The following is a 23,331-nucleotide window of genomic DNA, read 5'->3' as shown; positions in this document are numbered from 1 at the left end:
GCTTATCGTCATGAGCAAACTCACCCGTCGCACCATCCTGAAGTCCGGCGGCGCTGCCGCGGGCACGCTTCTCCTGCCGCGCTTTGCGATCGGGCAGGCCGACAACCGTCCGTCGGTGACGATTGCCGTGCAGAAGGTGACGAATTCGAACGTGCTCGACGTGCTGCGCGAGCAATCGAACGTCGGCGAGCGCGTGTTCTTCTCGTCGATCTGGGAGGGCCTGATCTCCAAGAACTGGCGCGGCAGCCTGGAGGCCGTGCCGGGCCTCGCCACCGAGTGGCGCCGGATCGACGACCAGACCGTCGAGGTGAAGCTGCGCCAGGGCGTGAAGTTCCACAACGGCGACGAGCTGACGGCCGAGGACGTCGTCTTTACCTTCAGCCGCGAGCGCATGTTCGGCGAGACCGAGGCCAAGAGCCGCTCCACCATCCAGGCCTTCGAGAAGATCCCGACGCCGCGCCCGGGCAAGGAGCTGCCACCTGATGTGCCGGCGGTTGCCCGCCGCATCTGGCCGGACCTCGTGCGCGTCGATGCCGTCGACAAGTACACGGTGCGCTTCTACAACGCGACGCCCGACGTCACGATCGAGGGCCGGCTGTCGCGCTACGGCTCCGATATCATGAACCGCCGCGCCTGGGAGCAGTCCGCGAGCTATCTCGACTGGGCGCGCAAGCCGATCACGACGGGCCCGTACAAGGTCGTCGAGCTCAAGCCCGACGTGTCGCTGACCCTCGAGGCGCATGACGAATATTGGGGCGGCCGGCCGCCGCTCAAGCGCATCCGTTTCCTCGAAGTGCCCGAGGTCGCGAGCCGCATCAACGGGCTGCTGTCGGGCGAATACCAGTTCGCTTGCGACATCCCGCCGGACCAGATAGCCGGCATCGAGAAGAACGCGGCGTTTGAAGTGCAGGGCGGCACCATCCTCAATCACCGCCTGACCGTGTTCGACAAGAACCACGCCGTACTCGCCAATCCCCTGGTGCGGCGCGCCTTCACCCACGCGATCGACCGCCAGGCGATCGTCGACAGCCTATGGGCGGGCCGTACCCGCGTGCCGAAAGGCCTGCAGTGGGAATTCTACGGCGACATGTTCAACGCCGACTGGAGCGTGCCGGCTTACGATCCGAAGCTCGCGCAGGATCTGTTGAAGCAAGCCAACTACAAAGGAGACCCGATTCCCTATCGCCTGCTCAACAACTATTACACCAACCAGGTCGCGACCGCGCAGGTGCTGGTCGAGATGTGGAAGTCGGTCGGCCTCAACGTCCAGATCGAGACCAAGGAGAACTGGTCGCAGATCATGGAACGCGCGCCGACCCGCGCGGTTCGCGACTGGTCGAACTCGGCGGCCTTCAACGATCCCGTCTCGTCGCTGGTCGCCCAGCACGGCCCGAACGGCCAGCAGCAGCAGATCGGCGAGTGGACCAACGCCGAACTGAACAAGCTCTCAGAATTCCTGGAGACCTCGACCGATCGCGCGGCGCGCAAGAAGGCGTTCCACCGCATGCTGGAGATCGCCGAGCGCGAGGATCCCGCCTACACGGTGCTGCACCAGAACGCGACCTTCACCGCGAAGCCGAAGTCGATCAAGTGGAAGGCGTCGCCGGCATTCGCGATGGATTTCCGCGCCGGCAATTTCGAGGCGTAAGTGGCGACGCCGCTGGTCAGCATCCAGGGCCTCAGCGTCGCCTTCAACGGCGTAGCGGTCTTGCGCGGCGTCGATCTCGCTTTGCAGAAGGGCGAGGCCGTCGGCCTCGTCGGCGAATCCGGCTCCGGCAAGTCAGTGACGTGGCTTGCTGCGCTCGGCCTCTTGCCGCGGCATGCGAAAGTCTCGGGCTCCGTGCGGCTCGACGGACGCGAAATCCTCGGCGCTGCCGCGGGTGAGCTTGACCGGGTGCGGGGCGGGCGGGTCGCCATGATTTTTCAGGATCCCGCAAGCGCGCTCAATCCGGTGCTCACCATTCGCAAGCAGCTCTGCGAGGCTTTGGCGCTGCATCGCGATCTCTCGGGCGAGGCGGTGAAGGCCGAAGCGCGGCGACTGCTCGATCTCGTCGGCATTCCCGATGCGGCGCGGCGGCTCGAAGCCTATCCGCACGAATTCTCGGGCGGCCAGGTCCAGCGCATCATGATCGCGATGGCGCTGGCCGGAAATCCCGATCTCCTTGTCGCGGACGAGCCGACCACGGCGCTCGACGCCACCATCCAGGCGCAGATCCTGGAGCTGCTCTCGACCATCCGCCGCGAGATGAGCATGGCGACGGTGCTGATCAGCCATGATCTCGGCGTCGTCGCGGAAAACTGCGACCGCGTCGCCGTGATGTATGCCGGCCGCATCGTCGAGCAGGCGCCCGCTAACCAGCTCTTTGCCGATCCGGTGCATCCCTACGCGCAGGGCCTGATCGGCGCACTGCCGCCGCTCGACGGACCGCGTCGGCGTCTCACGGCTATTCCGGGGACCGTTCCCGATCCCGCGCACATGCCAAGCGGCTGTGCTTTCGCGCCGCGCTGCGCGCTGGCGGCCGAGCCGTGCGGACTTGCCGTGCCGAGCCTGGCGCCGATCGCGAACGATCGCGTGGTTGCCTGCATCCGTGCCGAGGCCTCGCGCCGCGCGCTGCTTGGGATCGCCGCCGAATGAGCGGGCCGCTTGTCGAGATGTCCTCGATCTCGCGCAGCTACAGCATGCGCTCCGGGATGTTCGGCCGCAGCACGGCCGTCCACGCGGTCGATGGCGTGTCTCTGATGATCCCCAAGGGCGAAACACTGGGCCTCGTCGGCGAGTCTGGCTCAGGCAAGTCGACCACGGGTCGTATCGTGCTCGGTCTCGAGCCGCCGGATCGCGGCGAGGTGCGGTTCGACGGCAAGCCGATGGCCGCGCCTGGGACGAAGGCGTGGCGCGCGCAGCGGGCGCGCATGCAGATGATCTTCCAGGATCCGCTGGGGGCGCTGGACCGGCGGTTGCCGGTCGCAGCCCAGATCCGCGAACCCCTGGACATTCACGGTCTCGGCACGTCGGCCGAACGCGAGGAGCGTGTCCGCGAATTGCTGCGCGCCGTCGAGCTGACGCCGGCGCATGGCGCGCGCTATCCGGGCGCGCTCTCCGGCGGCCAGCGTCAGCGTATCGTGCTGGCGCGGGCACTGGCGACAAAGCCCGATTTCCTCGTCTGCGACGAGCCGGTCAGCGCGCTCGACGTCTCGATCCAGGCGCAGGTGGTGAACCTGCTTTGCGATCTCCAGGCGCAGCTCGGGCTGACGCTGCTGTTCATCAGCCACGATCTGCGCGTTGTCAGGCAGATCAGCAATGTCGTCGCCGTGATGTATCTCGGCCGCATCGTCGAGATCGGCAGCGCCGACGATCTCTTCGCGCGCCCCGAGCACCCCTATACGCAGGCGCTGGTCTCGGCGTCACCCGCGCCCGGCCGCCGCAGCGCGGGCCGCATCGTGCTGGCGGGCGATCCGCCGAACCCGGCGGCGCGGCCGCAAGGCTGCGCCTTCCATCCGCGCTGCCCGCGCGCTATCGCGCGCTGCGCGAGCGAGGTGCCGGCGCTGTCGGCTGTCGACGGCAACAGGCAGGTCGCCTGCCATCTCGTGACGGGGCCGCAGGCCGAGACGCGGGACGCGGCCTGATGGGACGCTACCTTGCCATTCGGATCGGACGCGCGGCGCTGACGATAGTGCTCGTCGTCACCTTCGCTTTCGTGGTGCTGCGCCTATCCGGCGACCCTGCGCTGATGATCCTGGGACCGGAGGCACCGCCGGAAGTGCTCGCTGCCTTCCGCAAGGCCTGGGGGCTCGATGATCCCATCTGGTTCCAGTACCTCGACTACTTCGGCGCCATCGCCAAGGGCGAGCTCGGCCGCTCGATGCGCGACGGGCGACCCGCGATCGAGCTCGTGCTGGAGCGGATTCCGGCAACGCTCGCGCTGACGCTGCCGGCCTTTTTCTTCAAGGTCGCCCTCGGCATTCCCGCCGGCATCTACGCAGCGCTGCACCGCGGCTCGGGAATCGATCGCGCCGTGATGATGACGGCGGTCGCCGGTTTCACCGTGCCGAGTTTTGTCCTTGCGCTGCTGCTCGTGCTCGTCTTTGCCGTGCAGCTCGGCTGGTTGCCGTCGGGCGGGCAGGACAGCTGGCGTCACGCCATCCTGCCGATCGTGACACTCAGCCTCGGCGGCGCCGCGGTGCTGGCGCGCTTCACTCGCAGCGCCATGCTGGAGGTGCTGGGCCAGCCCTATATCCGTACCGCCTCGGCCAAGGGCGTGCCGTGGCGCAAGGTGGTGACGTCACATGCGCTGCCGAACGCGGCGATCCCGACCGTCACCATTCTCGGCTTCATGGTGGGCACGCTGATCGCGGGCGCGGTCGTGGTCGAGAGCGTATTTGCCTGGCCCGGAGTAGGGCGCCTGCTCGTCGTTGCCGTCGCCAACCGCGACCTCGCCGTCGTGCAATGCATTCTCTTGCTGGTCGCAATGACGATGGTCACGTCCAATCTGATCGTTGACTTCCTCTACGGCTTCCTCGATCCGCGGTTGCGCGCCAAGGGGGCGCACGCATGACCGACGCAACGCTGAAGGACGCAGGCGTCCGCCGCCGCATCGGCCTTCCCGCGATCCCGGTCTCGGTCGCGCTCGCGATCAGCTGGATCGTCGCCATGCTGGTGATCGCGGCGTTCGCCGAGAAGATCGCGCCCTACGGCTTCACCCAGCTCGACCTGCGCAACCGGCTGGCTGCGCCCGGCAATGTCGCGCACTGGCTCGGCACCGACGAGCTCGGCCGCGACGTGCTGTCGCGGCTCCTCGTCTCGATCCGCATCTCGCTGTTGATCGCCTTCGGCGCGACCGCAATCTCGGCGATCGTCGGCACCACGCTCGGCTTTCTCGCCGCGCACTTTCGCGGAGCCGTCGAGCAGTTCGTGCTGATGCTGACCGACTTCCAGGCCAGCATGCCGTTCCTGATCATGGCGCTCGCGGTGCTGGCCTTCTTCGGCAATTCGCTGCCGCTGCTGATCGGCCTGATGGGCCTGTTCGGCTGGGAGCGCTACGCCCGCATCGCCCGCGGCCTCGCCATCTCCGCCAATGCGCAAGGCTATGCCGCGGCCGTCCGCCAGCTTGGTGCGACGCCGTCGCGGATTTACTTGCGCCACATCCTGCCCAACATCGCCTCGACCCTGATCGTCTCGACCACGCTCGTCTTCCCCGAGGTGATCCTGATGGAATCCGGCCTGTCCTTCCTTGGCCTCGGCGTGCAGCCCCCGATGACCAGCCTCGGCAACATGGTCGGCTATGGCCGCGAGTACCTGACCCGGGCGCCCTGGATCATGCTGGCGCCGGCGACCACCATCGTGATCACCACGCTGGCCGTCTCCGTGATTGGCGACTGGCTGCGCGACCGGCTCGATCCGACCCTGCAATAGGGCGACGGGCCTGACGCGTGCGCCGATTTGCCGTCGGACACCCGCTTCTAGCCTTGGACCTCCGGCATCCTGCCGCGCCCGAGCGCGAATTGACCGACCGGGCCCTCGATATGGAATTCCAACTCCGTCATCTTCGCGAACAGATCGATGTTGGTGCTGCCAATGGCGCAGCCGCCGAGGCCCATATCGGTCGCCGCCAGGTAAAGCGTCTGAATCAGGCTGCCGACATCCTTCAGGATCAGCGAATATGCGATTGAGCTGTATTTCCAGGAAACCCGCCCAAAACGCGCCGCGATCGTGATGAGGATTTGCGGCTGACCCGGCGCGTCCATGGCGAACTGGGCAGCCGCCAAATGCGCCTGGAGTTGTTGGGGGGAGGCGCCGATCAAGACGAGCGCGTGGCTCCCTGCGTCGTAGTGGTAGAGTCCGCGCGCGAGCCCGTCGCAGTTCGCCACGGTAAGGTACAATTCCAGCTCGTATGCGCTGCCCGCCGACGGATAAGGCCTTGTGCTATAGGTGACGTCAGGACCGCCTTCGAAATACGGCTCGCTCTTCCATTCGGACAAGACGCGCGCGCTGGTGTCGAGAAACTGCGCGAGTTCGCCGAGCGTGACCGGATTCTTGTCGTCGAAATCCCGTGTTGAATGGCGTTCGCGCAACAGCTTCGGGAAGCGGGAGTTCGGCTCCGGGGAGGAGAATTTGCGCAGGTCAATCTTGTTGCCGCCCCAGGGCGGACGCACCGCCGGCGACGGCGGAACGGCGCCGGCATAGGTGAAGGCGGCGCCGACGGGATTGGCTTGCCGACCCTCCGTGCTCCGCGTGTGAAACACCAGATCATGGAAATCCCAGAGTACGAGGTTGCCGTCGCCTTCGTTCACGCGCAGGCCTTGTCCGTCTTTCGCATCGAGCTTGAGCAGGATCTGGCTGTCCAGCAACAGTTCGAGCAGATGGAGGGTGGAGGAAGCCATCTTCTGGCTGAGCTTGCCGATCTTCCGAGGCTGCGACAGCGTGGCAAGGGTGGCGGCGATGGCGGGATCGCCAATCCGGAACAACGCGCCGGCGCGTGGCGATTCCAGCACCAACTCGTTGCCGCGCCGGCGCAGAAAGGCAAAGCGCGATAGCACAATGGTGTCACGACCGCCCAGCTTCGCGCGCCTTGGCCAGTATTCGGGGACCTGGGGTTCGATGACCACGAAGTCCTGCGTGTTGCGCGAAGAGGAGAGGCGGTATTCCAGAAGCCCCTGCCGGGCCAAGCGACGCACCAGGGCGTCGACGTCTCTCGCGAGGGCGCTCTTGCCTGCAAAGGACGCGAGCGGAAGGCCGGTGCTCAGATGTTGCGCGCAGTCCATCGCGGCCGCGCTGAATTGTCCGAGGCTGACGGAATAGTCGCCCAGAATGGCGGCGATGTTTCCGTCGGGCTGCATCTGGAGGGAGAAATGGTGGCTCAACCGGGCGGCAATGTCTGGCGCGATCTTCCTGGTCGGCTTTTTCCGGGGAGCGCGCACGAGAGAGCAGCCCTTCAGGTGTGTGGAAGGAATGAAGTCAGATCGCTTTCCGGTCGCGGCCGGTCCAACAATCCGAGCTTCACCGGCACATCGTAAAGGCGACCCGGTGCGAAACGGCGATAGAAATGACGCAGGCCGGGAACGAGCACTCTGACGACCGGAACCTCGACGTCGGGACGTGTCTGGTCGAGGACGAGGAAATCGTAGCCTGCACGGGCGGCGATCTCGACGCAGGCAATGACCTGGTCACGCGTATTGTCGTGAAGCTTGAGGCTCGGCGCTGGAGGGACGATCGGGTGGTCGCTCGGTGTCAGGAACGGGTAGTCTTCCAGGCGCAGCGGCGTGACACCGTCGAGGGTCGGTTTCTCGCCGCTTGCGCCGCCCATCATGCCGACGGACATGAATTGGGTCAGTTCGGTGAGGGATCGCAGCAGCGCTATATGGCGGTCGAAATGCGCGCCGGAACCGAACTCGATATTCTCGTGTCCATTCTGCACCCAGTGCATGATCGCCACGTAAGTCGGAATGCCGAGGTCCGTGGTGATGTCGAGCACCCACAGCTTGCGCCCGGCTTCCGCAAATTGAGCCTGGAGATCCCGAACATAGAAATCGTCGAATTGCCCGAGATCGACCTCGGCGCGCTGCACCCGGTTGTACCACCAGATCGCGTAGGCATCGCGCTCGATCAGTTCGAGGAAGCCCTGAACGATGGCTTCGTCGCGGGTGTTGCCGGCCGCGCAGCCGTTGGAATCCGTATGAAAGCCGCCATAGAAGAAGTACAGGAGGCCGGTCGGCAGATATTTGAAGCGTTTGTCGCGCAACGACGAGACCGGCGACCACTCGGTCCTCGTCGCGGGATCGAACGGCTCGGGCACCGGATGGGGATCATCCGGCTGCTGCAGAAACCTGGTCTTGAACTGTGTTTCGCTGAAGAGCTGGACGTCGTTGGGAAGAAGCGCGTCGCCAGGCGCGAAATCGACGAAGCGGCGCGTCGTCCTGATCTCATCGCCCTGGAAAATGCCCGAATAGCGTTCGATCGATTCCATCAGCGCGCTGGCTTCACCCTGCTCAGCGGTCGAGCCCTTGCCAAAACTGCCGCCACTCAATCCGGACCTGAGCTGGTCGATGCTGTGGGCCGGCGCGGAGAAATTGTGCTGGGCGAAGTAGTTGGTGTTCATTGGCAGATCAACGTCGATCCGCTCGAGCCGGGTCACCACCCCTGTCAGCGGACTCACATGCTTGCGGAACCGCGACACCGTCGACCGCGACGTCACGGTGCGGTATCCACCGCTGGTCATGACGAGCCTCTTGCCCTCGGCGATCTCGACCAGGGCGGGAGATCGGCGCGGGTTGTTCAGCTTCCTGCTGCCGCAGGTCGGACATTGTGGACGTCGCGTCACGTAGTGCTTGGCGATGGCGGCGCCGGTCAGGTCGAAGCTTGCGATGTGATCGCACAAATCGGTGCGAAAATCCGAGGCAATTGCCTTGGCGATCTCGACGGCCGCAAAATGGATTCCAGTGTTGCCGACGCTTTCTCTGACGAGGGGCGAAATGGCGACCGCGCGCGCCGGTCCACGGTCAAGAAACCCCTTGATCTCCCGGTTGCGGATCATGCGATCGAACAGGCAGGTCCAGCAGGCGCTCTCGCCCGGTTTGAACACAGGCCCGACCAGCGGAAACGGGCCGGATGGCTGTACCAGCAACCAGGGCGTCTTGCTGGCCACACGTTCCTGGTTCAGTTCAGCAAGTCGCCCGTCGAGATAGTCGTTCGCCAGCGTGATCGTGAGCTTCGGCGCTCGCTTGGCGATTTGAACACCGAGTTTGCCCAACGCCGCGGTCAGTTCCTTGGCGCCTTTGACGTCAATCGACTCGACCTGAACGGGGCAATTGCGAAGATTTTGTTCCGCGATCTCCAAGGGCATGCCGAGGCTTGCCAGGAAACCGCCGACGGAGCCGTCGAGCGCTTTCGGGGTCCGCGCAACGACGTATCGGCGATCGAGCAGCCGCTTGATTGCTTCCTCGATCTTGTCGGCCGGGAAGCGCTTCGAAAGCTGGCGAATGATCTCCGACCCGGCCTTGCCGTGTTGCCCGATCGCGGTGGCGAGGGCGCAGTAGAGCTCGCCGTGCAGGAAGAACTTGCGGTTCTCGGAATAGAGGCAAACCGCATCGGGAGGCAGTACGTAAGCGGTGAAGTTCGGTGCAAATCGGAGAATGTCTTTGCGAGTCTGCCGCGCAACGCGGGTCTTGCGAGTTGCAGTCATTGAGTCAGCACGCTGATCCTGTTGCCGTCGCGCTAGATCCCCGGCGCAAGATGGATCGTCGCGACCGCGCGCCGGCATTTTCCCAAAGAATTGAAACGAATTCGGCTGTCATCCGCAAGCCGCCGATGCAGGCGTCGTAGCGAAATCAAGCAATTGGCCGGACCCTTTCTCGAGGCCGGCCAATGACCTATCAACCCGTGAATTTGACATTCGGAACGCGCCGGGGTCTAGCACACGCGGCAGCGGCCCCACGATGCGCAGCAACCCGCGCATGTTACGGCGCATCCCACCACACCAACGCCACAGCCGACAGCACAGCCAACTGCACAACCCGCACATCGGCAACCGACGCCACATCGGCAACCACGGCAAGCCCGACAGCCTCCGCAGCCGCGGCAACCGCCGCATCCGCGCCATGCCAGCTGCACGCGGCTACCGGCGTTTTCCTTGTCGAAGAGATGGAAGGTGGCCAGGCTGACGTCAGCCATTTCCTCTTCATCGAGCATGATTGCCTGGCCCGTTCCAAGGTGCGGCAACTGCTGTACGTCGGGTGTCGGGACGGCGGACGCCGATGCGCCTCCCGCCAGCGAGAACGTCAACCCTGCGGCTCCGAACGCCGGCACGGCGACTTTGCTTACTCGCTTCTTTCCTTTAGAGGTCTTCTTCGCCTGCCGCATGGTCGACCCTCCGAGCATTGCAAGAAGTATCCCAGCCGCGGTAAGTCTACGCCGAGGAAATTACGCGAGCAACAATTACGCGCACAAAAGCGCGGCGCTGCACGTTCGGGATGTATTCATCTTCATGAACGGCAATCGGCGCGGCCGGTTGACACAGCGCGTCAACGATCCACGCTCTCGCTCCGCGTGCAACTTGGTGCAGTGCCGCAATCGCACCCGGGTTTGAACGGAGAGATCGGCGTGGCGGATCAACTCGGACGTTTCGCTTGGTACGAACTGCTGACCACGGACGTCGCGGCGGCGGGCGCATTCTATCGCAAGGTCATTGGCTGGGGCGTGACGGATGAATCGACTCCGGAACTGCCTTACACGGTGCTTCGTAGCGGCGGCATCCCGCTGGGCGGCCTTATGGATATTCCGGAAGAGGGGCGGAGATCAGGGGCAACGCCGAGATGGATGGGGTACGTCGCTGTCGACGACCTGGACGGGGCTGCCGCGCAGATCAGGCGTCTCGAAGGCACGATCTTTGTGCCGCCGACCGACACCAATATTGGCCGAATAGCAGTCGCCGCCGATCCGCAGAAAGCGACGTTCGGGCTGATCGAGAAGCCGACATATGGCCGATGGAAACCGGGCCGGCTGGACGAGCCCGGGCGCGTAGGCTGGCATGAGCTATTGGCCGTCGACCGGACCGTGATCTTCGATTTCTACAGAGAACTATTTGGTTGGCAGAAAGCCGACGCTCAAACCGATCCAGCGGACTGGTATCAATTGTTTTCGGCGGGGGGGCAAACGGTCGGCGGCATGCTGACGAAACTTTCGAGCGTGGCTCAGCCGTGTTGGCTGCATTACTTCAATGTCGACGACATCGGCGCTGCGACGAAGCATGTGAATGCTGGTGGAGGCCGGATCCTCCAGGGTCCGATCGAATTGCCTGATGGCTGCTGGATCGCACGATGTGTGGATCCCCAGGGCGCCCTGTTTGCACTGCAGGGTGCCCGGGGTCATTCAGGCATCGAGCCATTCTCGGCCTCGGAAGTCGGGTGGTCCGCTAAGTGGGGCGGCATTGCCTCCCAGGGGAGAATTGTGCTGCCCAAGCCGAAGCGCTAGCTACTGCAGCGTCCGTCTGACGCTGACGCGACCCTGCAATAACCCGCGCCGGGAGCAGGGGAGGCCTGCGCGGGGCCGATCCGGGCCGTTTCGGGGCAAGTTCCCGTTGCGCGCGCCCAGCCCGTGCGCTATCCGGCCGGAAAGGCCTGAGGCGGCTTCCATTTTTCCGCCCGGCTGACCCAACCGAGGACGGAAACCGCCATGCCAGCCTATCGCTCCCGCACCACCACCCACGGCCGCAACATGGCGGGCGCCCGCGGCCTCTGGCGCGCGACGGGCATGAAGGATGCCGATTTCGGCAAGCCGATCATCGCGGTCGTCAACTCCTTCACCCAGTTCGTGCCCGGCCACGTCCACCTCAAGGACCTCGGCCAGCTCGTCGCCCGCGAGATCGAGCAGGCCGGCGGCGTCGCCAAGGAATTCAACACCATCGCAGTCGACGACGGCATCGCCATGGGCCATGACGGCATGCTCTACAGCCTGCCGTCGCGCGAGCTGATTGCCGACAGCGTCGAGTACATGGCCAACGCCCACTGCGCCGACGGCCTTGTCTGCATCTCCAACTGCGACAAGATCACGCCCGGTATGCTGATGGCCGCGCTGCGGCTCAACATCCCCGCCGTGTTCGTCTCGGGCGGCCCGATGGAGGCCGGCAAGGTCAAGTTGCAGGGCAAGACCAAGGCCGTGGACCTCATCGACGCCATGGTGGCCGCAGCCGATTCCAAGGTCAGCGACGAGGACGTCAAGGTGATCGAGCGCTCGGCGTGCCCGACCTGCGGCTCCTGCTCGGGCATGTTCACGGCGAACTCGATGAACTGCCTGACCGAGGCGCTCGGCCTGGCGCTGCCCGGCAACGGCACCGTGGTCGCCACCCATGCCGACCGCAAGCGCCTGTTCGTCGAGGCCGGCCACACCATCGTCGATCTCGTCCGCCGCTATTACGAGCAGGACGATGCCTCCGTGCTGCCGCGCAACGTCGCCAACTTCAAGGCGTTCGAGAACGCGATGACGCTGGACATCGCCATGGGGGGCTCGACCAACACCGTGCTGCATCTGTTGGCGGCGGCCCATGAAGGGCAGGTGGAGTTCACCATGCAGGACATCGACCGGCTGTCGCGCCGCGTGCCCGTGCTCTGCAAGGTCGCGCCGTCGGTCGCCGACGTCCATGTCGAGGACGTGCATCGCGCCGGCGGCATCATGGGCATTCTAGGCGAGCTCGATCGCGCCGGCCTGATCGACACCTCGGTCTCGACCGTGCATGCGCCGACCATGAACGACGCGCTGGAGCGCTGGGACATCAAGCGCTCCAAGAGCGAGTCGGTCCGCACCTTCTTCCGCGCGTCGCCCGGCGGCATCCCGACCCAGGTCGCCTTCAGCCAGGAGCGCCGTTACGACGAGCTCGATAGCGATCGCGAGAAGGGCGTCGTGCGCGATCTCGCGCACGCCTTCAGCAAGGATGGCGGTCTCGCCGTGCTCTACGGCAACCTCGCGCAGGACGGCTGCATCGTGAAGACCGCCGGCGTCGATGCCTCGATCCTGAAATTTTCGGGACCCGCGCGTGTGTTCGAGAGCCAGGACGCCGCTGTGGAAGGCATTCTGGGCGGCAAGGTCGTCGCCGGCGAGATCGTGGTCATCATCTACGAAGGTCCGCGCGGCGGTCCCGGCATGCAGGAGATGCTGTATCCGACGAGCTATCTGAAATCGATGGGCCTCGGCAAAGCCTGCGCGCTTGTCACCGACGGACGTTTCTCCGGCGGCTCGTCCGGCCTGTCGATCGGTCATCTGTCGCCGGAAGCGGCCGAAGGCGGCAACATCGGTCTCGTCCGCACCGGCGACCGCATCGCCATCGACATCCCGAACCGCAGCATCAGCCTGGAGGTCTCCGACGAGGAACTCGCCAGCCGTCGCGCGGCGGAAGAGGCGAAGGGCGATGCCGCCTGGCAGGCGACGGGCCGCAAGCGCAACGTATCGACCGCGCTTCAGGCTTATGCAGCGCTCACCACCAGCGCCGCACGCGGTGCGGTGCGTGAGGTGAAGCGGCGCACGAAGTAAGCGCTGTACCGTCCGCGCCTCGCGCGCATAGTCAACAAGTTCTGAACGGCCGGCGAAAGCCGGCCGTTCGCATTAAGGATGCCTCGACGAAGTTCGGCAACTCGGGATGTTGCAGCGTATACTGCCCGCGACCTTCGCAAATCCATTTTGGGCAACTGGGGCACCACAACAATGTCTCGTACTCTCGCTGTCGCTTTCTCAACAGTCGTCGCTGCGATTTCCATGACGAGCGCGGCCTCCGCCGGCTGCTACAATTGCTACGCGCCGCCGCCGTGCCAGACTTGCTATCAGCAGCAATACGTGCAGCCGCAATACCGCACCGTCGACGAGACCGTGATGGTTTCTCCCGGCGCGACCGTCGCGCACCGCACGCCGGCGCAGTACCGCACGGTGATGGTGCCGCAGACCGTGATGGTGGCACCGCCGGGCGTCCAGTACGAGCGCATCCCGCCGCAATACGCCACGCGTCAGCGCGTCGAGATGGTTTCGCCCGGCTATTCCTATTACGCGCCAGTGCAGATGGGCTGCGCGTCCTGCGGCTACTGAGCCGACGCAGCTGCAAAGAGTTTCGGGCGGCGCTCCCTTTGGGGGCGCCGTTTTCTTTTGCGCGCCGGCAAACGAGGCCCGGAAATGGACGCGAATCCAACCGGGCCTCGCAACCAGCGACGCCCTGGGCGGTGTCGCCAGTGTCCGGGATTGCTGAGGCGCGCCGTGTGTCGGCGGCCGACGCGTTGCGAAGTTAGAGGAACAGGCTGACGCTCGCCTGACAGATCGCGTACGGCAGAGAATTCTGGCTTGGGGTGAGGGCGCGCGGTTGGAGGTGCCTGTACCAACGGACGGTGGCGCGACGCGCCGTCGCCGTTTCTCTCGATGCTGGAGCTCTCGTGCCGGCCGCGTATTAGGACAGCTTCAATGCCATGTGAATTACACCGGGTTCGTGGATTGTTGCGGGCTTGAAGCCAAACTTGTCGAAGACGCGGCGCATTGCTGCGTTCTCCGGTAGCACTTCCGCGGTCAACTCCGTCAAGCCGGCCTCGCGGGCGATAGCGATAAGATGGCGCGTCAGCAGCCCGCCAACGCCGCGTCCCTGCCAGGCATCGATCACGACGAAAGCTGCTTCGGCCCGTCCAGGCTCGAATATGACATAGCGACCACCGCCGATGATCATGCTGCGGCTCGCCTCTTCCGTGCACGCAATCAGTGCCACGTGGTTTCTGAAATTGGGTTCCATGAAGAAAGCGCGTTCCCGTTCGGAAAAATGGCGCTTCGTCACAAAGAAGCGCCGTTGGAGCGATTGAGCGCTGGTCTCCTCGAGCGCGGCAAGCATGTCAGGCTCGTCCCCGGGACGAAGCGCCCGGATATCGACCAATCGTCCGTCGCGTAGTCTCTCCTGGCGGTTGTAATTTGCGGCATCCGGCACTTAAGTTCTCCCGCGGCCCGATTGCGGCGTGCCCCCGCGGGGCGGTTGGTCGATCCCGATTGACGCGAACACCGTTGCCAACCGTTGACCTAAATCAACGTCAGCGACCGCCGACCTTTTTGAATGACCTCGCGCGACGACGAGGTCGAACATGGCGATCAAAGACTTAAAGCTGCCTGATGGCCCGATGTCGGGGCTGGTGGCCTCGGCCGTGGAATACATGGTGGATGCGGGACAGCGCAGCGTACTATTCCTGGACATCATGCGCCAGCGTGGCGACCAGTATCGCGAGCACGTCGCCCAGACCGCGCCGCATGTGCTGCAATATGCCGCTGAATTGATCACGGACGGCCGAAAGCTGGACGAACCGGTCAACTACGCGCTGGTGCGCATCATTCCGCCGAAGGATGTTGCGATCGACATGAGCCGGCGTCCATTCGTCGTGGTCGATCCGCGCGCCGGCCATGGACCCGGCATCGGCGGCTTCAAGGCCGATAGCGAGATCGGCGTCGCCATGAAGGCGGGGCATCCCTGCTACTTCATCGGCTTTCTTCCGGAGCCTATGCCCGGGCAGACCATCGAACGCATTGCGCGCGCGGAAGCCATCTTCATCGAGACCGTCATCAGCCGTCACCCGGACGCCGATGGAAAGCCCTGCGTGATCGGCAATTGTCAGGCCGGCTGGGCCGTCATGATCCTGGCGTCACTGCGGCCGGAATTATTCGGGCCGCTGATCATCGCCGGCGCGCCGCTGGCTTACTGGGCAGGCGTGCATGGCAAATACCCCATGCGCTATTCCGGTGGCCTGCTGGGCGGAAGCTGGCTCACGGCGCTCACGAGCGATCTCGGTGCCGGCAAGTTCGACGGCGCCTGGCTGGTACAGAATTTCGAGAACCAGAACCCGTCGAATACGCTCTGGACCAAGCAGTACAACGTCTACTCCAAGGTCGATACCGAGGCGGAACGCTATCTCGATTTCGAGCGCTGGTGGGGCGGACACGTCAATCTCAATGCGGAGGAAATCCAGTTCATTGTCGACGAACTGTTCATCGGCAACAATCTCGCCGCCGGTCGGATCGAGATGTCCGATGGCCAGAAGGTCGATCTGCGCAACATTCGTTCGCCGATCGTGGTGTTCTGCTCGAAAGGCGATAACGTGACGCCGCCGCAGCAGGCGTTGGACTGGATCCTGGACTGCTACGCCGACGTCGACGAGATCAGAGCCTATGGCCAGACCATCGTCTATACCGTTCACGAGAGCATCGGCCATCTCGGCATCTTCGTATCCGGCGGTGTGGCGAAGAAGGAGCACGCTGAGTTCTCCAGCAACATCGACCTGATCGACGTGCTGCCGCCAGGGCTCTACGAGGCCACGTTCGAGGCCCGTGGCAACGAGACGCTCAACGCGGATCTTGCGACAGGCCAGTGGGTGATGCGCTGCGAGGCCCGCACGCTGGACGATATCCGCGCGATGGGTGGAAATTCGCCCGAGGACGAGCGGCGCTTCGCTGCGGCCAAGCGTGTCTCGGAGCTCAATCTCGCTGCCTATCAGAAATTCTTGCGGCCGTGGGTGAAGGGCATGGTGACGCCCCAACTCGCGGAATGGGTCCGCAACATGCATCCGCTGCGGCTGCAATACGAGGCGTTCAGCAGCCGGAACCCCTGGATGTCCACGGTCAAGTCGGTGGCTGATCGCGTCGAGGACAACCGCAAGCCGGTTTCAAAGGACAATCCATTCCTGGCATTCCAGGAACAGATGTCGAAGCAGATCGTGCACGCGCTGGATAGCTGGCGCGACGCGCAGGAGGCGCTGAGCGAGACCGTCTTCCTCAACCTCTACGGCTCGTCACTGCTCCAGGCCGCGGTCGGCGTCGACCCTAATTCCGTGCCCTCGCGCCACCGGGAGATGTCGCCGGAGCATCGCGCCATGCTCGCGGCACGGATCGCCGAACTGAAATCACATGTCGCTGAGGGCGGGCTCCGCGAAGCGGCCCTCCGTGCGCTGCTCTATGTTGGTTCCGCACGCGGTATGGTGGATGAGCGCAGCATCGAGGCGTTGCGGCAGGTTCGGCGTGACCATGCCGGCGCCCGCATGACGCTGTCGGAATTCAAGACGCTGGTGCGTGAGCAGTTCTTCATACTGCTTCTCGATCGCGAAGGTGCTCTCGCTGCGATCCCGAAATTGTTGCCCGACGACATCAACCAGCGGCGTGCGGCCTTCGCGGCGATGCGCGAGGTGCTGGCGGCGAGTGAAGACATCACCGGCGAGCGGGCCAATCGCCTGAAGCGCGTCGCCGCGCTCTTTGGTCTGGACGGAGAGGGGGAGTTGGCATCGAACGTCGCCCCTTTCGATCCCAAGGCACGGGCGTCGTAACGCGGATTGGCAGGATCGGGAGTGACATCATGTCGGCCGACACGACGCGAACCCAGCCCGGTAGCAAGTACGATCGCTTGATTGCGGCGGCGAAGGGCGCGCCGCCAACGCCGACCATCGTGGTGCATCCCTGCGACGAGACCTCGCTGCGCGGCGCCATCGATAGCGCAAGCGCCGGCATCATCCGGCCAGTGCTCGTCGGGCCCGAGCGGAAGATCAAGGATATTGCCGCCCGGTTCGATCTCGATGTATCCGGTTTCGAGATCGTTGATGCCGCGCACAGCGACGAATCCGCGGCCAAGGGCGTCGAGCTCATCCATGCCGCCAAGGGCGAGCTGTTGATGAAGGGCAGCCTGCACACCGACGAATTGATGCGCGCCGTCACGGCCAAGACCGGGGGTTTGCGCACTGATCGACGTATCAGCCATGTCTTCGTGATGGATGTGCCTGCCTATGCGGAGACCATCTTCGTGACGGATGCGGCGATCAACATATTCCCCGATCTCGACGCCAAACGCGACATCATTCAGAATGCGATCGACCTCTACAATCAGGCAGGGTTCGGCAAGACGCCGCGGGTCGCGATTCTATCTGCCGTCGAGACCGTGACCTCGAAAATCCCCTCGACGATCGAAGCCGCGGCCCTGTGCAAGATGGCCGATCGCGGCCAGATCACCGGCGGCATCCTCGACGGCCCGCTGGCTTTCGACAATGCCATCGATCTCGAAGCCGCGCGGATCAAGGGCATCACATCCGAGGTCGCCGGCCGCGCCCAGATCCTGATGGTTCCGAACCTCGAGTCCGGCAACATGCTGGCCAAGAACCTTGCCTATTTCGCCAAGGCCGATGGCGCCGGCATCGTGCTCGGTGCGCGCGTTCCGGTCGTCCTGACCTCGCGCGCGGATTCGCCACGTGCGCGGATGGCGTCCTGTGCGGTCGCCGCGCTCTACGCTCACGCCCGGCGTCAGAAGGCGCCGACGGTTGCCGCGTGATTGCCATGGATACGATCCTCGTCGTCAATGCCGGCTCGTCCAGTGTGAAGTTTCAGGTCTATGCGATCGACGGCGACGGTGCGCTTCGTCGTCAGATCAAGGGACAGATGGACGGTATCGGCAGCCGACCGCGTCTGCGGGCAAGTGGCCCGAGCGGCGATCCGATGGCCGATCGCGCCTATCCGATCGAGGCTGTGCCTGATGTTCCGACGGCGATGGCCGTTGCCGGCGACTGGCTGCGGGACGAACTTCGCGTCACCCCGATCGCGGTCGGCCACCGGGTCGTGCATGGCGGGCCGGACTATTCGCGGCCGGTTCTGATCGACCACGGCGTCGTGTCCCGTCTCGAACGATTGGTGGCCCTGGCGCCGCTGCATCAGCCGCACAATCTGGCGCCGATCCGTTCGCTGCTGGCGAATTTTCCGACGCTGCCACAGGTCGCTTGCTTCGACACCGCATTTCACCGCACGCATGACGCCGTTGCCGACCATTATGCCATTCCGCATCAACTTCATGCCGAGGGTGTCAGGCGCTATGGCTTTCATGGGTTGTCCTACGAATATATCGCCCGGACGCTGCCGGGCGTAGCGCCCGATATCGCGAAGCGACGCGTGATCGTTGCCCATCTCGGCAGCGGCGCGTCGATGTGCGCGCTCAAGGACGGGCGCAGCGTCGAGAGCACCATGGGCTTCACAGCGCTCGATGGCCTGCCGATGGGAACGCGTCCAGGGCAGATTGATCCCGGGGTGGTGATCTATCTCATCTCCGAGAAAGGGATGTCCGCCTCAAACGTGCAAAACTTCCTTTATCGCGACTGCGGATTGAAGGGGCTCTCCGGTGTCAGCAACGACATGCGCGAGTTGGAGGCGAGCGCCGACCCCAAGGCGAAGCTCGCGGTCGACTATTTCGTCTACCGGATCGGTCTCAGTGCCGGCATGCTCGCGGCCGCCTTGCAGGGCCTCGACGCCTTCGTCTTCACGGCCGGGATCGGCGAGAATTCGGCGAACATTCGCGCGCGCGTGGTCGAGCAGCTCGGATGGCTCGGCGGCACGCTCGATCCGGTCGAGAACGCCCGCAATTCCAGGCTGATCTCGCGTTCCGACAGCCGCATCCCCGTCTACGTCGTGCCGACCGACGAAGAGCTGATGATCGCACAGCATACGCTGTCGCTGTTGATGAACGGACAATCGACCAATCCAAGGCAAGAGAGGGTGTCATGATCCCGGTGTTCCCGGAAACAAAGGTTGCCCTGAAGGGCAAGAAGGGCCTCGTCGTCGGCATCGCGAACGACCAGTCCATCGCCTGGGGGTGTGCGAGGGCATTTCGCGCGCTTGGGGCGGATCTGGCCGTCACCTACCTCAACGATCGCGCCAAGAAACACGTCGAGCCGCTCGCGCAGGCGCTGGAAGCGCCGATCTTCATGCCGTTGGACGTGATGACGGAGGGGCAGACCGAGGCGGTGTTCGAGCGGATTACGAAGGAATGGGGACAGCTCGATTTCCTGTTGCATTCGATCGCCTTCTCGCCGAAGGAGGCGCTCCATGGCCGCGTGGTGGACGTCGGCCGCGATGGCTTCCTTAAGACGATGGACGTCTCTTGCTGGTCATTCCTGCGCATGGCGCATCTCGCCGAGCCGCTGATGAAGAACGGCGGCATAATGTTCACCATGACCTATTATGGCAGCCAGATGGTGGTGGAGAACTACAACATCATGGGCGTGGCGAAAGCGGCGCTTGAAGCGGCCGTCCGCTACGCGGCCGCCGAGCTTGGCCCAAAGGGCATCCGCGTGCACGCGATCTCGCCCGGGCCGCTCGCCACCCGCGCGGCGTCAGGTATCCCGGAATTCGACGAGCTCATGGACAAGGCGCAGTCCAAAGCGCCGGCGCGCAGTCTGGTCAGCATCGACGACGTCGGCAATGCCACCGCGTTCCTGGCGCTTGATGGTGCCAAGCTGATCACCGGGGGTGTTCTCTATATCGATGGCGGGTATCACATCATCGACTGAGCGCCCTCAGCGATAGTGCAGGGCAATCAGCTCGGCGACGCAAGCGGGCTTCTTGCCGCCCTCGATCTCGATCACGAGATGATAGTTGACGCGCAAGCCGTCCGGCGGCACGTCCTCGGTTTCAGCGACGGTGACCCGGCCGCGGAGCTTTGAGCCGGCCGGCACCGGCGCCAGATACCGGATGCGATCCGCGCCATAATTCAGCGTATTGCGCAGCCCTTTCAAGCCCATCACGGATCGAATGAACAGTGGAGCAAGCGAGAGCGACAGCAGGCCGTGAGCGATGGTGGTGCCGCCGGGCGCTTCCTTCCTGGCGCGGTCCTGGTCGACATGGATCCATTGCTCGTCACAGGTTGCTTCGGCGAATTTATTGATGCGATCCTGGGTCACTTCGATCCAGTCGCTCGCGCCGATCTCGGTGCCGACCGCGGATTTGAACTCGTTGAAGTCGCTGAATATCCGCATGGTCGTGACCTCGTCAGATCGGCATTTCCGGGATGTTGTCAGGAATGACCAATTCGGCCTCTGTCACCGCCATAACCTCGCCAACGCCGACACCTGGAGCAGTCTCGAGCAGCGTCGCCTTGCCGTCCGCAAAACCGATAACCGCCATGTCGGTCACGACCAGATGTACCGGGCGCGCCGAGGTCAGAGGCAAGTTGCATTTCTTCACGATCTTCGACTTGCCCTTCGCGGCATGTTGCATGGCGACGATGACCCGCTTGGCGCCGCTGACGAGGTCCATCGCCCCGCCCATGCCCGGCACCATCTTGCCCGGGATCATCCAGTTGGCGAGAAGCCCATGCGCATCGACCTGGAGGCCGCCGAGCACGGTGACGTCGACATGGCCGCCGCGGATCAGTCCGAACGACATCGCGCTGTCGAAGGTCGCCGCACCCGGCAGCGCGCTGATCGGCCGGCCGCCGGCGTCTGTCAGTGTCGGATGCGCCATGCCTTGTTCGGGAATCGGCCCGGTGCCGATCAGTCCGTTCTCCGACTGAAAAAAGACTTTCAAATCGGACGGAACGTAATTCGCAACCAAGGTCGGAATGCCGATGCCGAGATTGACGAGGTTTCCGCTCCTCAACTCCCTGGCGACGCGTCGGGCGATGATGATCTGCGGGTCCATGATCTCACCCGTTGGCAATGAGGTAATCGACGAGCGGTGCCGGGGTCACGACGTGATCGGGCGCGATGACACCGACGGGCACGATGTTCTCTGCGGTGACGATGACCGTGTCGGCAGCCATCGCCATGACCGGGTTGAAGTTGCGGGAGGTCAGTGCGTAAGCGAGATTGCCGAGATAGTCGGCGAGAAACGCGTGAACCAGCGCGTACTGCGCTCGCAATGCCGTCTCCAGCAGGAACGGCTTGCCATCCACCTCGATCTGACGCTTGCCTTCGGCAACCAGCGTTCCGACGCCCGTCGGCGTCAGTACGCCGCCGAGGCCACATCCGCCTGCGCGGATGCGTTCGACGAAGGTGCCTTGCGGCACGAGATCGACGGCGATCTGGTTCGCGAGCATCTGCTGCTGCGCCTTCGGATTGAGGCCGATATGCGTTGCCGTCAACCTTGAGACCAGCGTAGCGTCGAACAGCTTGCCGACGCCTTTGCCCGGAGTGGCTGCGTCATTGCAGATCAGAGACAGGCCGGTCTTGTTCTGCCGCACGAGTTCGTCAAGCAGGCGCTCCGGGGTTCCGACGCCCATAAAGCCGCCGACCATGATGCTCGCACCGGACGGGATCATCGCAACGGCTTCTTCGACGGAAACGGCCTTCATGGGCGGAACTCCGGTCGGCAGGCGCAGGTGAATACTGGACCGATGTTGGGGGCGGGCAGACCCTCGGCTTTGATCTGCGTCAAGGTTGCCGGGTCATTCGCGCAGGCCAACGCCGACGCCTGCAAGGGTCTCGTGCCAGAGCCTGTGCACCTCGGCGTGCCGCCGTTCGAGCGTCGCGCTGACGGCATCCCGGAACGGTAGGAGGTCCGGGCCCTTCAGGAACAGAATCTGCGCCTGCAGCAGCCGGCCGCTTTCGAACTCGATGCGCCGCAGCGCCATCACGAAGGGATCGTTCGCGTTCGCTTCCGTCGGCAGCAGGGCCGCCGGCCGGATCCCGGCATGAACCGCATGCGCGAGCGTCGCCAGGTGAATGGTCTGCGCGCGGGTGTGATCGGCGATGCCTTCGATCGGGGCGGGGAGCCAGGCCATCTCCCAGGATGCCGCCATGGGGCCCAGCGCGAGGTCCGGGACCCAGGCGGTCGCGCGCATGAGAAGCGAGACGATCTCGCTCTCGCGATAGAACTGCGCGTTCAATTCGGTCTGCCAGGCGGCATCGAATCTCGCGGGCAGGGCGACCGCGAATTGCCGTGCCAGCGCACCATGCGCAGAAACCAGGAACGCGGCGACCCGCGTCTGCTGGCGCGGCGGCACGCGCCCGTCGGCTTGCAACGGTCCGAAGAACGCGCTCATGTCGCTGGCCTCTGCACCGGGATCGCGCGCAGATGGTCATAGCCGGCGGGAAACGGCGAAAAGTCTCCGCCGGCATCTTCCGGCGCGATCAAGACCTGCTTGTTGCCCTGCCAGCGGCCAGCCAACACGTCCTCGGCGAAGCGCGCCAGCAGGTCGGCTGTTAGTGCAGACTTTTCGAGCGTGAAGGCGTGATAGGCCCTCGGGATGATGACGAGTGCACTGTCGGGAATCTCCACACGCAACGTCTCGTGCAGCGCCCGCGGCGTGAGAAAGTCGAATTCGCCGTTCAGGATCATGGTCGGGACGGATATCGAGGAAAGCCGCGGCGTCAGCGGCTTGAAGTCGAGGAAAGACTCCATCAGGTTCTGAAGGGCGTACACGTCGTTGACCAGCCAGCCCTGCCGCTTCACGCTGTCGAGCTTGTCCAGCAGCGGCTTCAGCCACTGATCGGACAGGTTCATCGGCAGCAACAGATCCTGGAGATAGCCGGTGCCGCCCAGGATGAGGCCGGTGCGCAAGGCGTTGCCGATCAGAAGAAGTTGCGGCGAAAGCTCGGCAAAGCAGCTCATCGGCACAAGGCCCGACAGCCGCGCGCCATGCTCGATGGCATAGCGCAGCGCGATCAAGCCACCGAAACTGATGCCACTGAGGAAGACCGGACCGTCTCCAAGTTCGTCGATCAGGCGATGCAGCACGGCGATGTGGTCGTCCTGATCGATGAACAGCGCGGGCTTGTCGGAGACGCCCTGGCCGAGCAGGTCGAAGGTAGCCACCCGGAATCGCCGTGCGATCAGCGTGTCGCGATACGCGCCCCAAAGCTCGGAATACTGCGTGAGACCGTTCACCAGCACATAGGCAGGCGCATTCGCCGGTCCGTCGAGCTCATAGCGGACACGATATGAGCCATGACTGAGGAAGGGCATTGCGGGGACCGGCCACCGTGACGATGACCACGATCCTCAACGCAGGCCTGAGGATTCCATTGAGCTAAATCAAACCTCAGGAGGAGGCTCAGCCTAGCGTTCGCGCAAAACATCGCCAGGAGGGAGTTCGT

Annotated in this window: 20 protein-coding genes; 12 read left to right on the top strand and 8 right to left on the bottom strand. The window is 64.4% G+C overall.

Annotated features, from left to right (window positions below):
• The first annotated feature begins 10 nt into the window (after window positions 1-10).
• From AB7008_RS26550 to AB7008_RS26530, 5 genes are read left to right on the top strand one after another with little or no spacing between them, the layout of a single operon-like run.
• Complete coding sequence (locus AB7008_RS26550; protein WP_028158784.1) at window positions 11-1,648, top strand: ABC transporter substrate-binding protein; 1,638 nt, start codon at window positions 11-13, stop codon at window positions 1,646-1,648.
• The gene (locus AB7008_RS26545) at window positions 1,649-2,635 is read left to right on the top strand and encodes an ABC transporter ATP-binding protein (RefSeq protein WP_304489842.1); all 987 of its coding nucleotides are present in this window, start codon (window positions 1,649-1,651) and stop codon (window positions 2,633-2,635) included.
• Complete coding sequence (locus AB7008_RS26540) at window positions 2,632-3,624, top strand: ABC transporter ATP-binding protein (RefSeq protein ID WP_441259787.1); 993 nt, start codon at window positions 2,632-2,634, stop codon at window positions 3,622-3,624. Before AB7008_RS26545 ends, AB7008_RS26540 begins: the two co-directional genes overlap by 4 nt.
• A complete protein-coding gene (locus AB7008_RS26535) occupies window positions 3,624-4,553 on the top strand; it encodes an ABC transporter permease (RefSeq protein WP_014495224.1) in 930 nt (309 codons plus the stop codon). Before AB7008_RS26540 ends, AB7008_RS26535 begins: the two co-directional genes overlap by 1 nt.
• Entirely contained in the window at window positions 4,550-5,410 is an 861-nt protein-coding gene (locus AB7008_RS26530; RefSeq protein ID WP_028158787.1) for an ABC transporter permease, read from the top strand. The genes AB7008_RS26535 and AB7008_RS26530 overlap by 4 nt, the downstream gene beginning before the upstream one ends.
• Window positions 5,411-5,457: 47 nt before the next feature.
• Here AB7008_RS26530 and AB7008_RS26525 read toward each other — a convergent pair whose 3' ends face one another.
• A complete protein-coding gene (locus tag AB7008_RS26525) occupies window positions 5,458-6,834 on the bottom strand; it encodes a SagB/ThcOx family dehydrogenase (protein WP_304494198.1) in 1,377 nt (458 codons plus the stop codon).
• Between the two features lie 95 nt (window positions 6,835-6,929).
• A complete protein-coding gene (locus AB7008_RS26520) occupies window positions 6,930-9,176 on the bottom strand; it encodes a TOMM precursor leader peptide-binding protein (RefSeq protein ID WP_304489840.1) in 2,247 nt (748 codons plus the stop codon).
• Window positions 9,177-9,358: 182 nt separating this feature from the next.
• Here AB7008_RS26520 and AB7008_RS26515 point away from each other — a divergent pair, with 182 nt between their 5' ends.
• The 3 genes from AB7008_RS26515 (at window position 9,359) to AB7008_RS26505 (ending at window position 13,561) form a co-directional block, all read left to right on the top strand.
• On the top strand, window positions 9,359-10,963 hold the full coding sequence (locus tag AB7008_RS26515; protein WP_304489839.1) for a VOC family protein: 1,605 nt from the start codon (window positions 9,359-9,361) through the stop codon (window positions 10,961-10,963).
• 201 nt (window positions 10,964-11,164) lie between these two features.
• Window positions 11,165-13,015: a dihydroxy-acid dehydratase gene (gene ilvD, locus AB7008_RS26510; RefSeq protein ID WP_028158791.1), complete on the top strand. Its 1,851-nt coding sequence runs from the start codon at window positions 11,165-11,167 to the stop codon at window positions 13,013-13,015.
• 222 nt (window positions 13,016-13,237) lie between these two features.
• Window positions 13,238-13,561 carry a hypothetical protein gene (locus AB7008_RS26505; RefSeq protein ID WP_028158792.1) on the top strand — a complete coding sequence of 108 codons (324 nt, stop codon included), beginning with the start codon at window positions 13,238-13,240 and terminating at the stop codon, window positions 13,559-13,561.
• A gap of 352 nt (window positions 13,562-13,913) precedes the next feature.
• Here the strand turns inward: AB7008_RS26505 and AB7008_RS26500 are convergent, their stop codons facing one another.
• A complete protein-coding gene (locus tag AB7008_RS26500; RefSeq protein WP_304489838.1) occupies window positions 13,914-14,435 on the bottom strand; it encodes a GNAT family N-acetyltransferase in 522 nt (173 codons plus the stop codon).
• A 151-nt stretch (window positions 14,436-14,586) separates the two neighbouring features.
• Here AB7008_RS26500 and AB7008_RS26495 point away from each other — a divergent pair, with 151 nt between their 5' ends.
• From AB7008_RS26495 to fabI, 4 genes are read left to right on the top strand one after another with little or no spacing between them, the layout of a single operon-like run.
• On the top strand, window positions 14,587-16,809 hold the full coding sequence (locus tag AB7008_RS26495) for a DUF3141 domain-containing protein (protein WP_304489837.1): 2,223 nt from the start codon (window positions 14,587-14,589) through the stop codon (window positions 16,807-16,809).
• A gap of 29 nt (window positions 16,810-16,838) precedes the next feature.
• Complete coding sequence (locus AB7008_RS26490; protein ID WP_304489836.1) at window positions 16,839-17,801, top strand: phosphate acetyltransferase; 963 nt, start codon at window positions 16,839-16,841, stop codon at window positions 17,799-17,801.
• 5 nt (window positions 17,802-17,806) lie between these two features.
• Window positions 17,807-19,021 (top strand): acetate/propionate family kinase, encoded by a 1,215-nt coding sequence (locus AB7008_RS26485; protein ID WP_248877596.1) that lies wholly within the window; start codon window positions 17,807-17,809, stop codon window positions 19,019-19,021.
• Window positions 19,018-19,806 carry an enoyl-ACP reductase FabI gene (gene fabI / locus AB7008_RS26480; protein WP_304489835.1) on the top strand — a complete coding sequence of 263 codons (789 nt, stop codon included), beginning with the start codon at window positions 19,018-19,020 and terminating at the stop codon, window positions 19,804-19,806. Before AB7008_RS26485 ends, fabI begins: the two co-directional genes overlap by 4 nt.
• A gap of 6 nt (window positions 19,807-19,812) precedes the next feature.
• Here fabI and AB7008_RS26475 read toward each other — a convergent pair whose 3' ends face one another.
• The 5 genes from AB7008_RS26475 to AB7008_RS26455 form a co-directional block, all read right to left on the bottom strand.
• Window positions 19,813-20,271: a MaoC family dehydratase gene (locus AB7008_RS26475; RefSeq protein WP_038932905.1), complete on the bottom strand. Its 459-nt coding sequence runs from the start codon at window positions 20,269-20,271 to the stop codon at window positions 19,813-19,815.
• Between the two features lie 13 nt (window positions 20,272-20,284).
• Window positions 20,285-20,935, bottom strand: coding sequence for a 3-oxoacid CoA-transferase subunit B (locus AB7008_RS26470; protein ID WP_028158798.1), 651 nt, complete (start codon window positions 20,933-20,935; stop codon window positions 20,285-20,287).
• Window positions 20,936-20,939: 4 nt separating this feature from the next.
• Window positions 20,940-21,587 (bottom strand): CoA transferase subunit A, encoded by a 648-nt coding sequence (locus tag AB7008_RS26465; RefSeq protein WP_304489834.1) that lies wholly within the window; start codon window positions 21,585-21,587, stop codon window positions 20,940-20,942.
• Between the two features lie 93 nt (window positions 21,588-21,680).
• Window positions 21,681-22,277, bottom strand: a complete 597-nt coding sequence (locus AB7008_RS26460; RefSeq protein WP_248877592.1) for a hypothetical protein — start codon at window positions 22,275-22,277, stop codon at window positions 21,681-21,683.
• Window positions 22,274-23,200, bottom strand: a complete 927-nt coding sequence (locus AB7008_RS26455) for an alpha/beta fold hydrolase (RefSeq protein WP_304489833.1) — start codon at window positions 23,198-23,200, stop codon at window positions 22,274-22,276. The genes AB7008_RS26460 and AB7008_RS26455 overlap by 4 nt, the downstream gene beginning before the upstream one ends.
• Window positions 23,201-23,331 lie beyond the last annotated feature (131 nt).

The sequence above is a fragment of the Bradyrhizobium sp. 521_C7_N1_3 genome, assembly GCF_052075975.1.
Lineage (GTDB): Bacteria > Pseudomonadota > Alphaproteobacteria > Rhizobiales > Xanthobacteraceae > Bradyrhizobium > Bradyrhizobium japonicum.
This window is presented reverse-complemented; position numbering and strand designations above follow the sequence as displayed.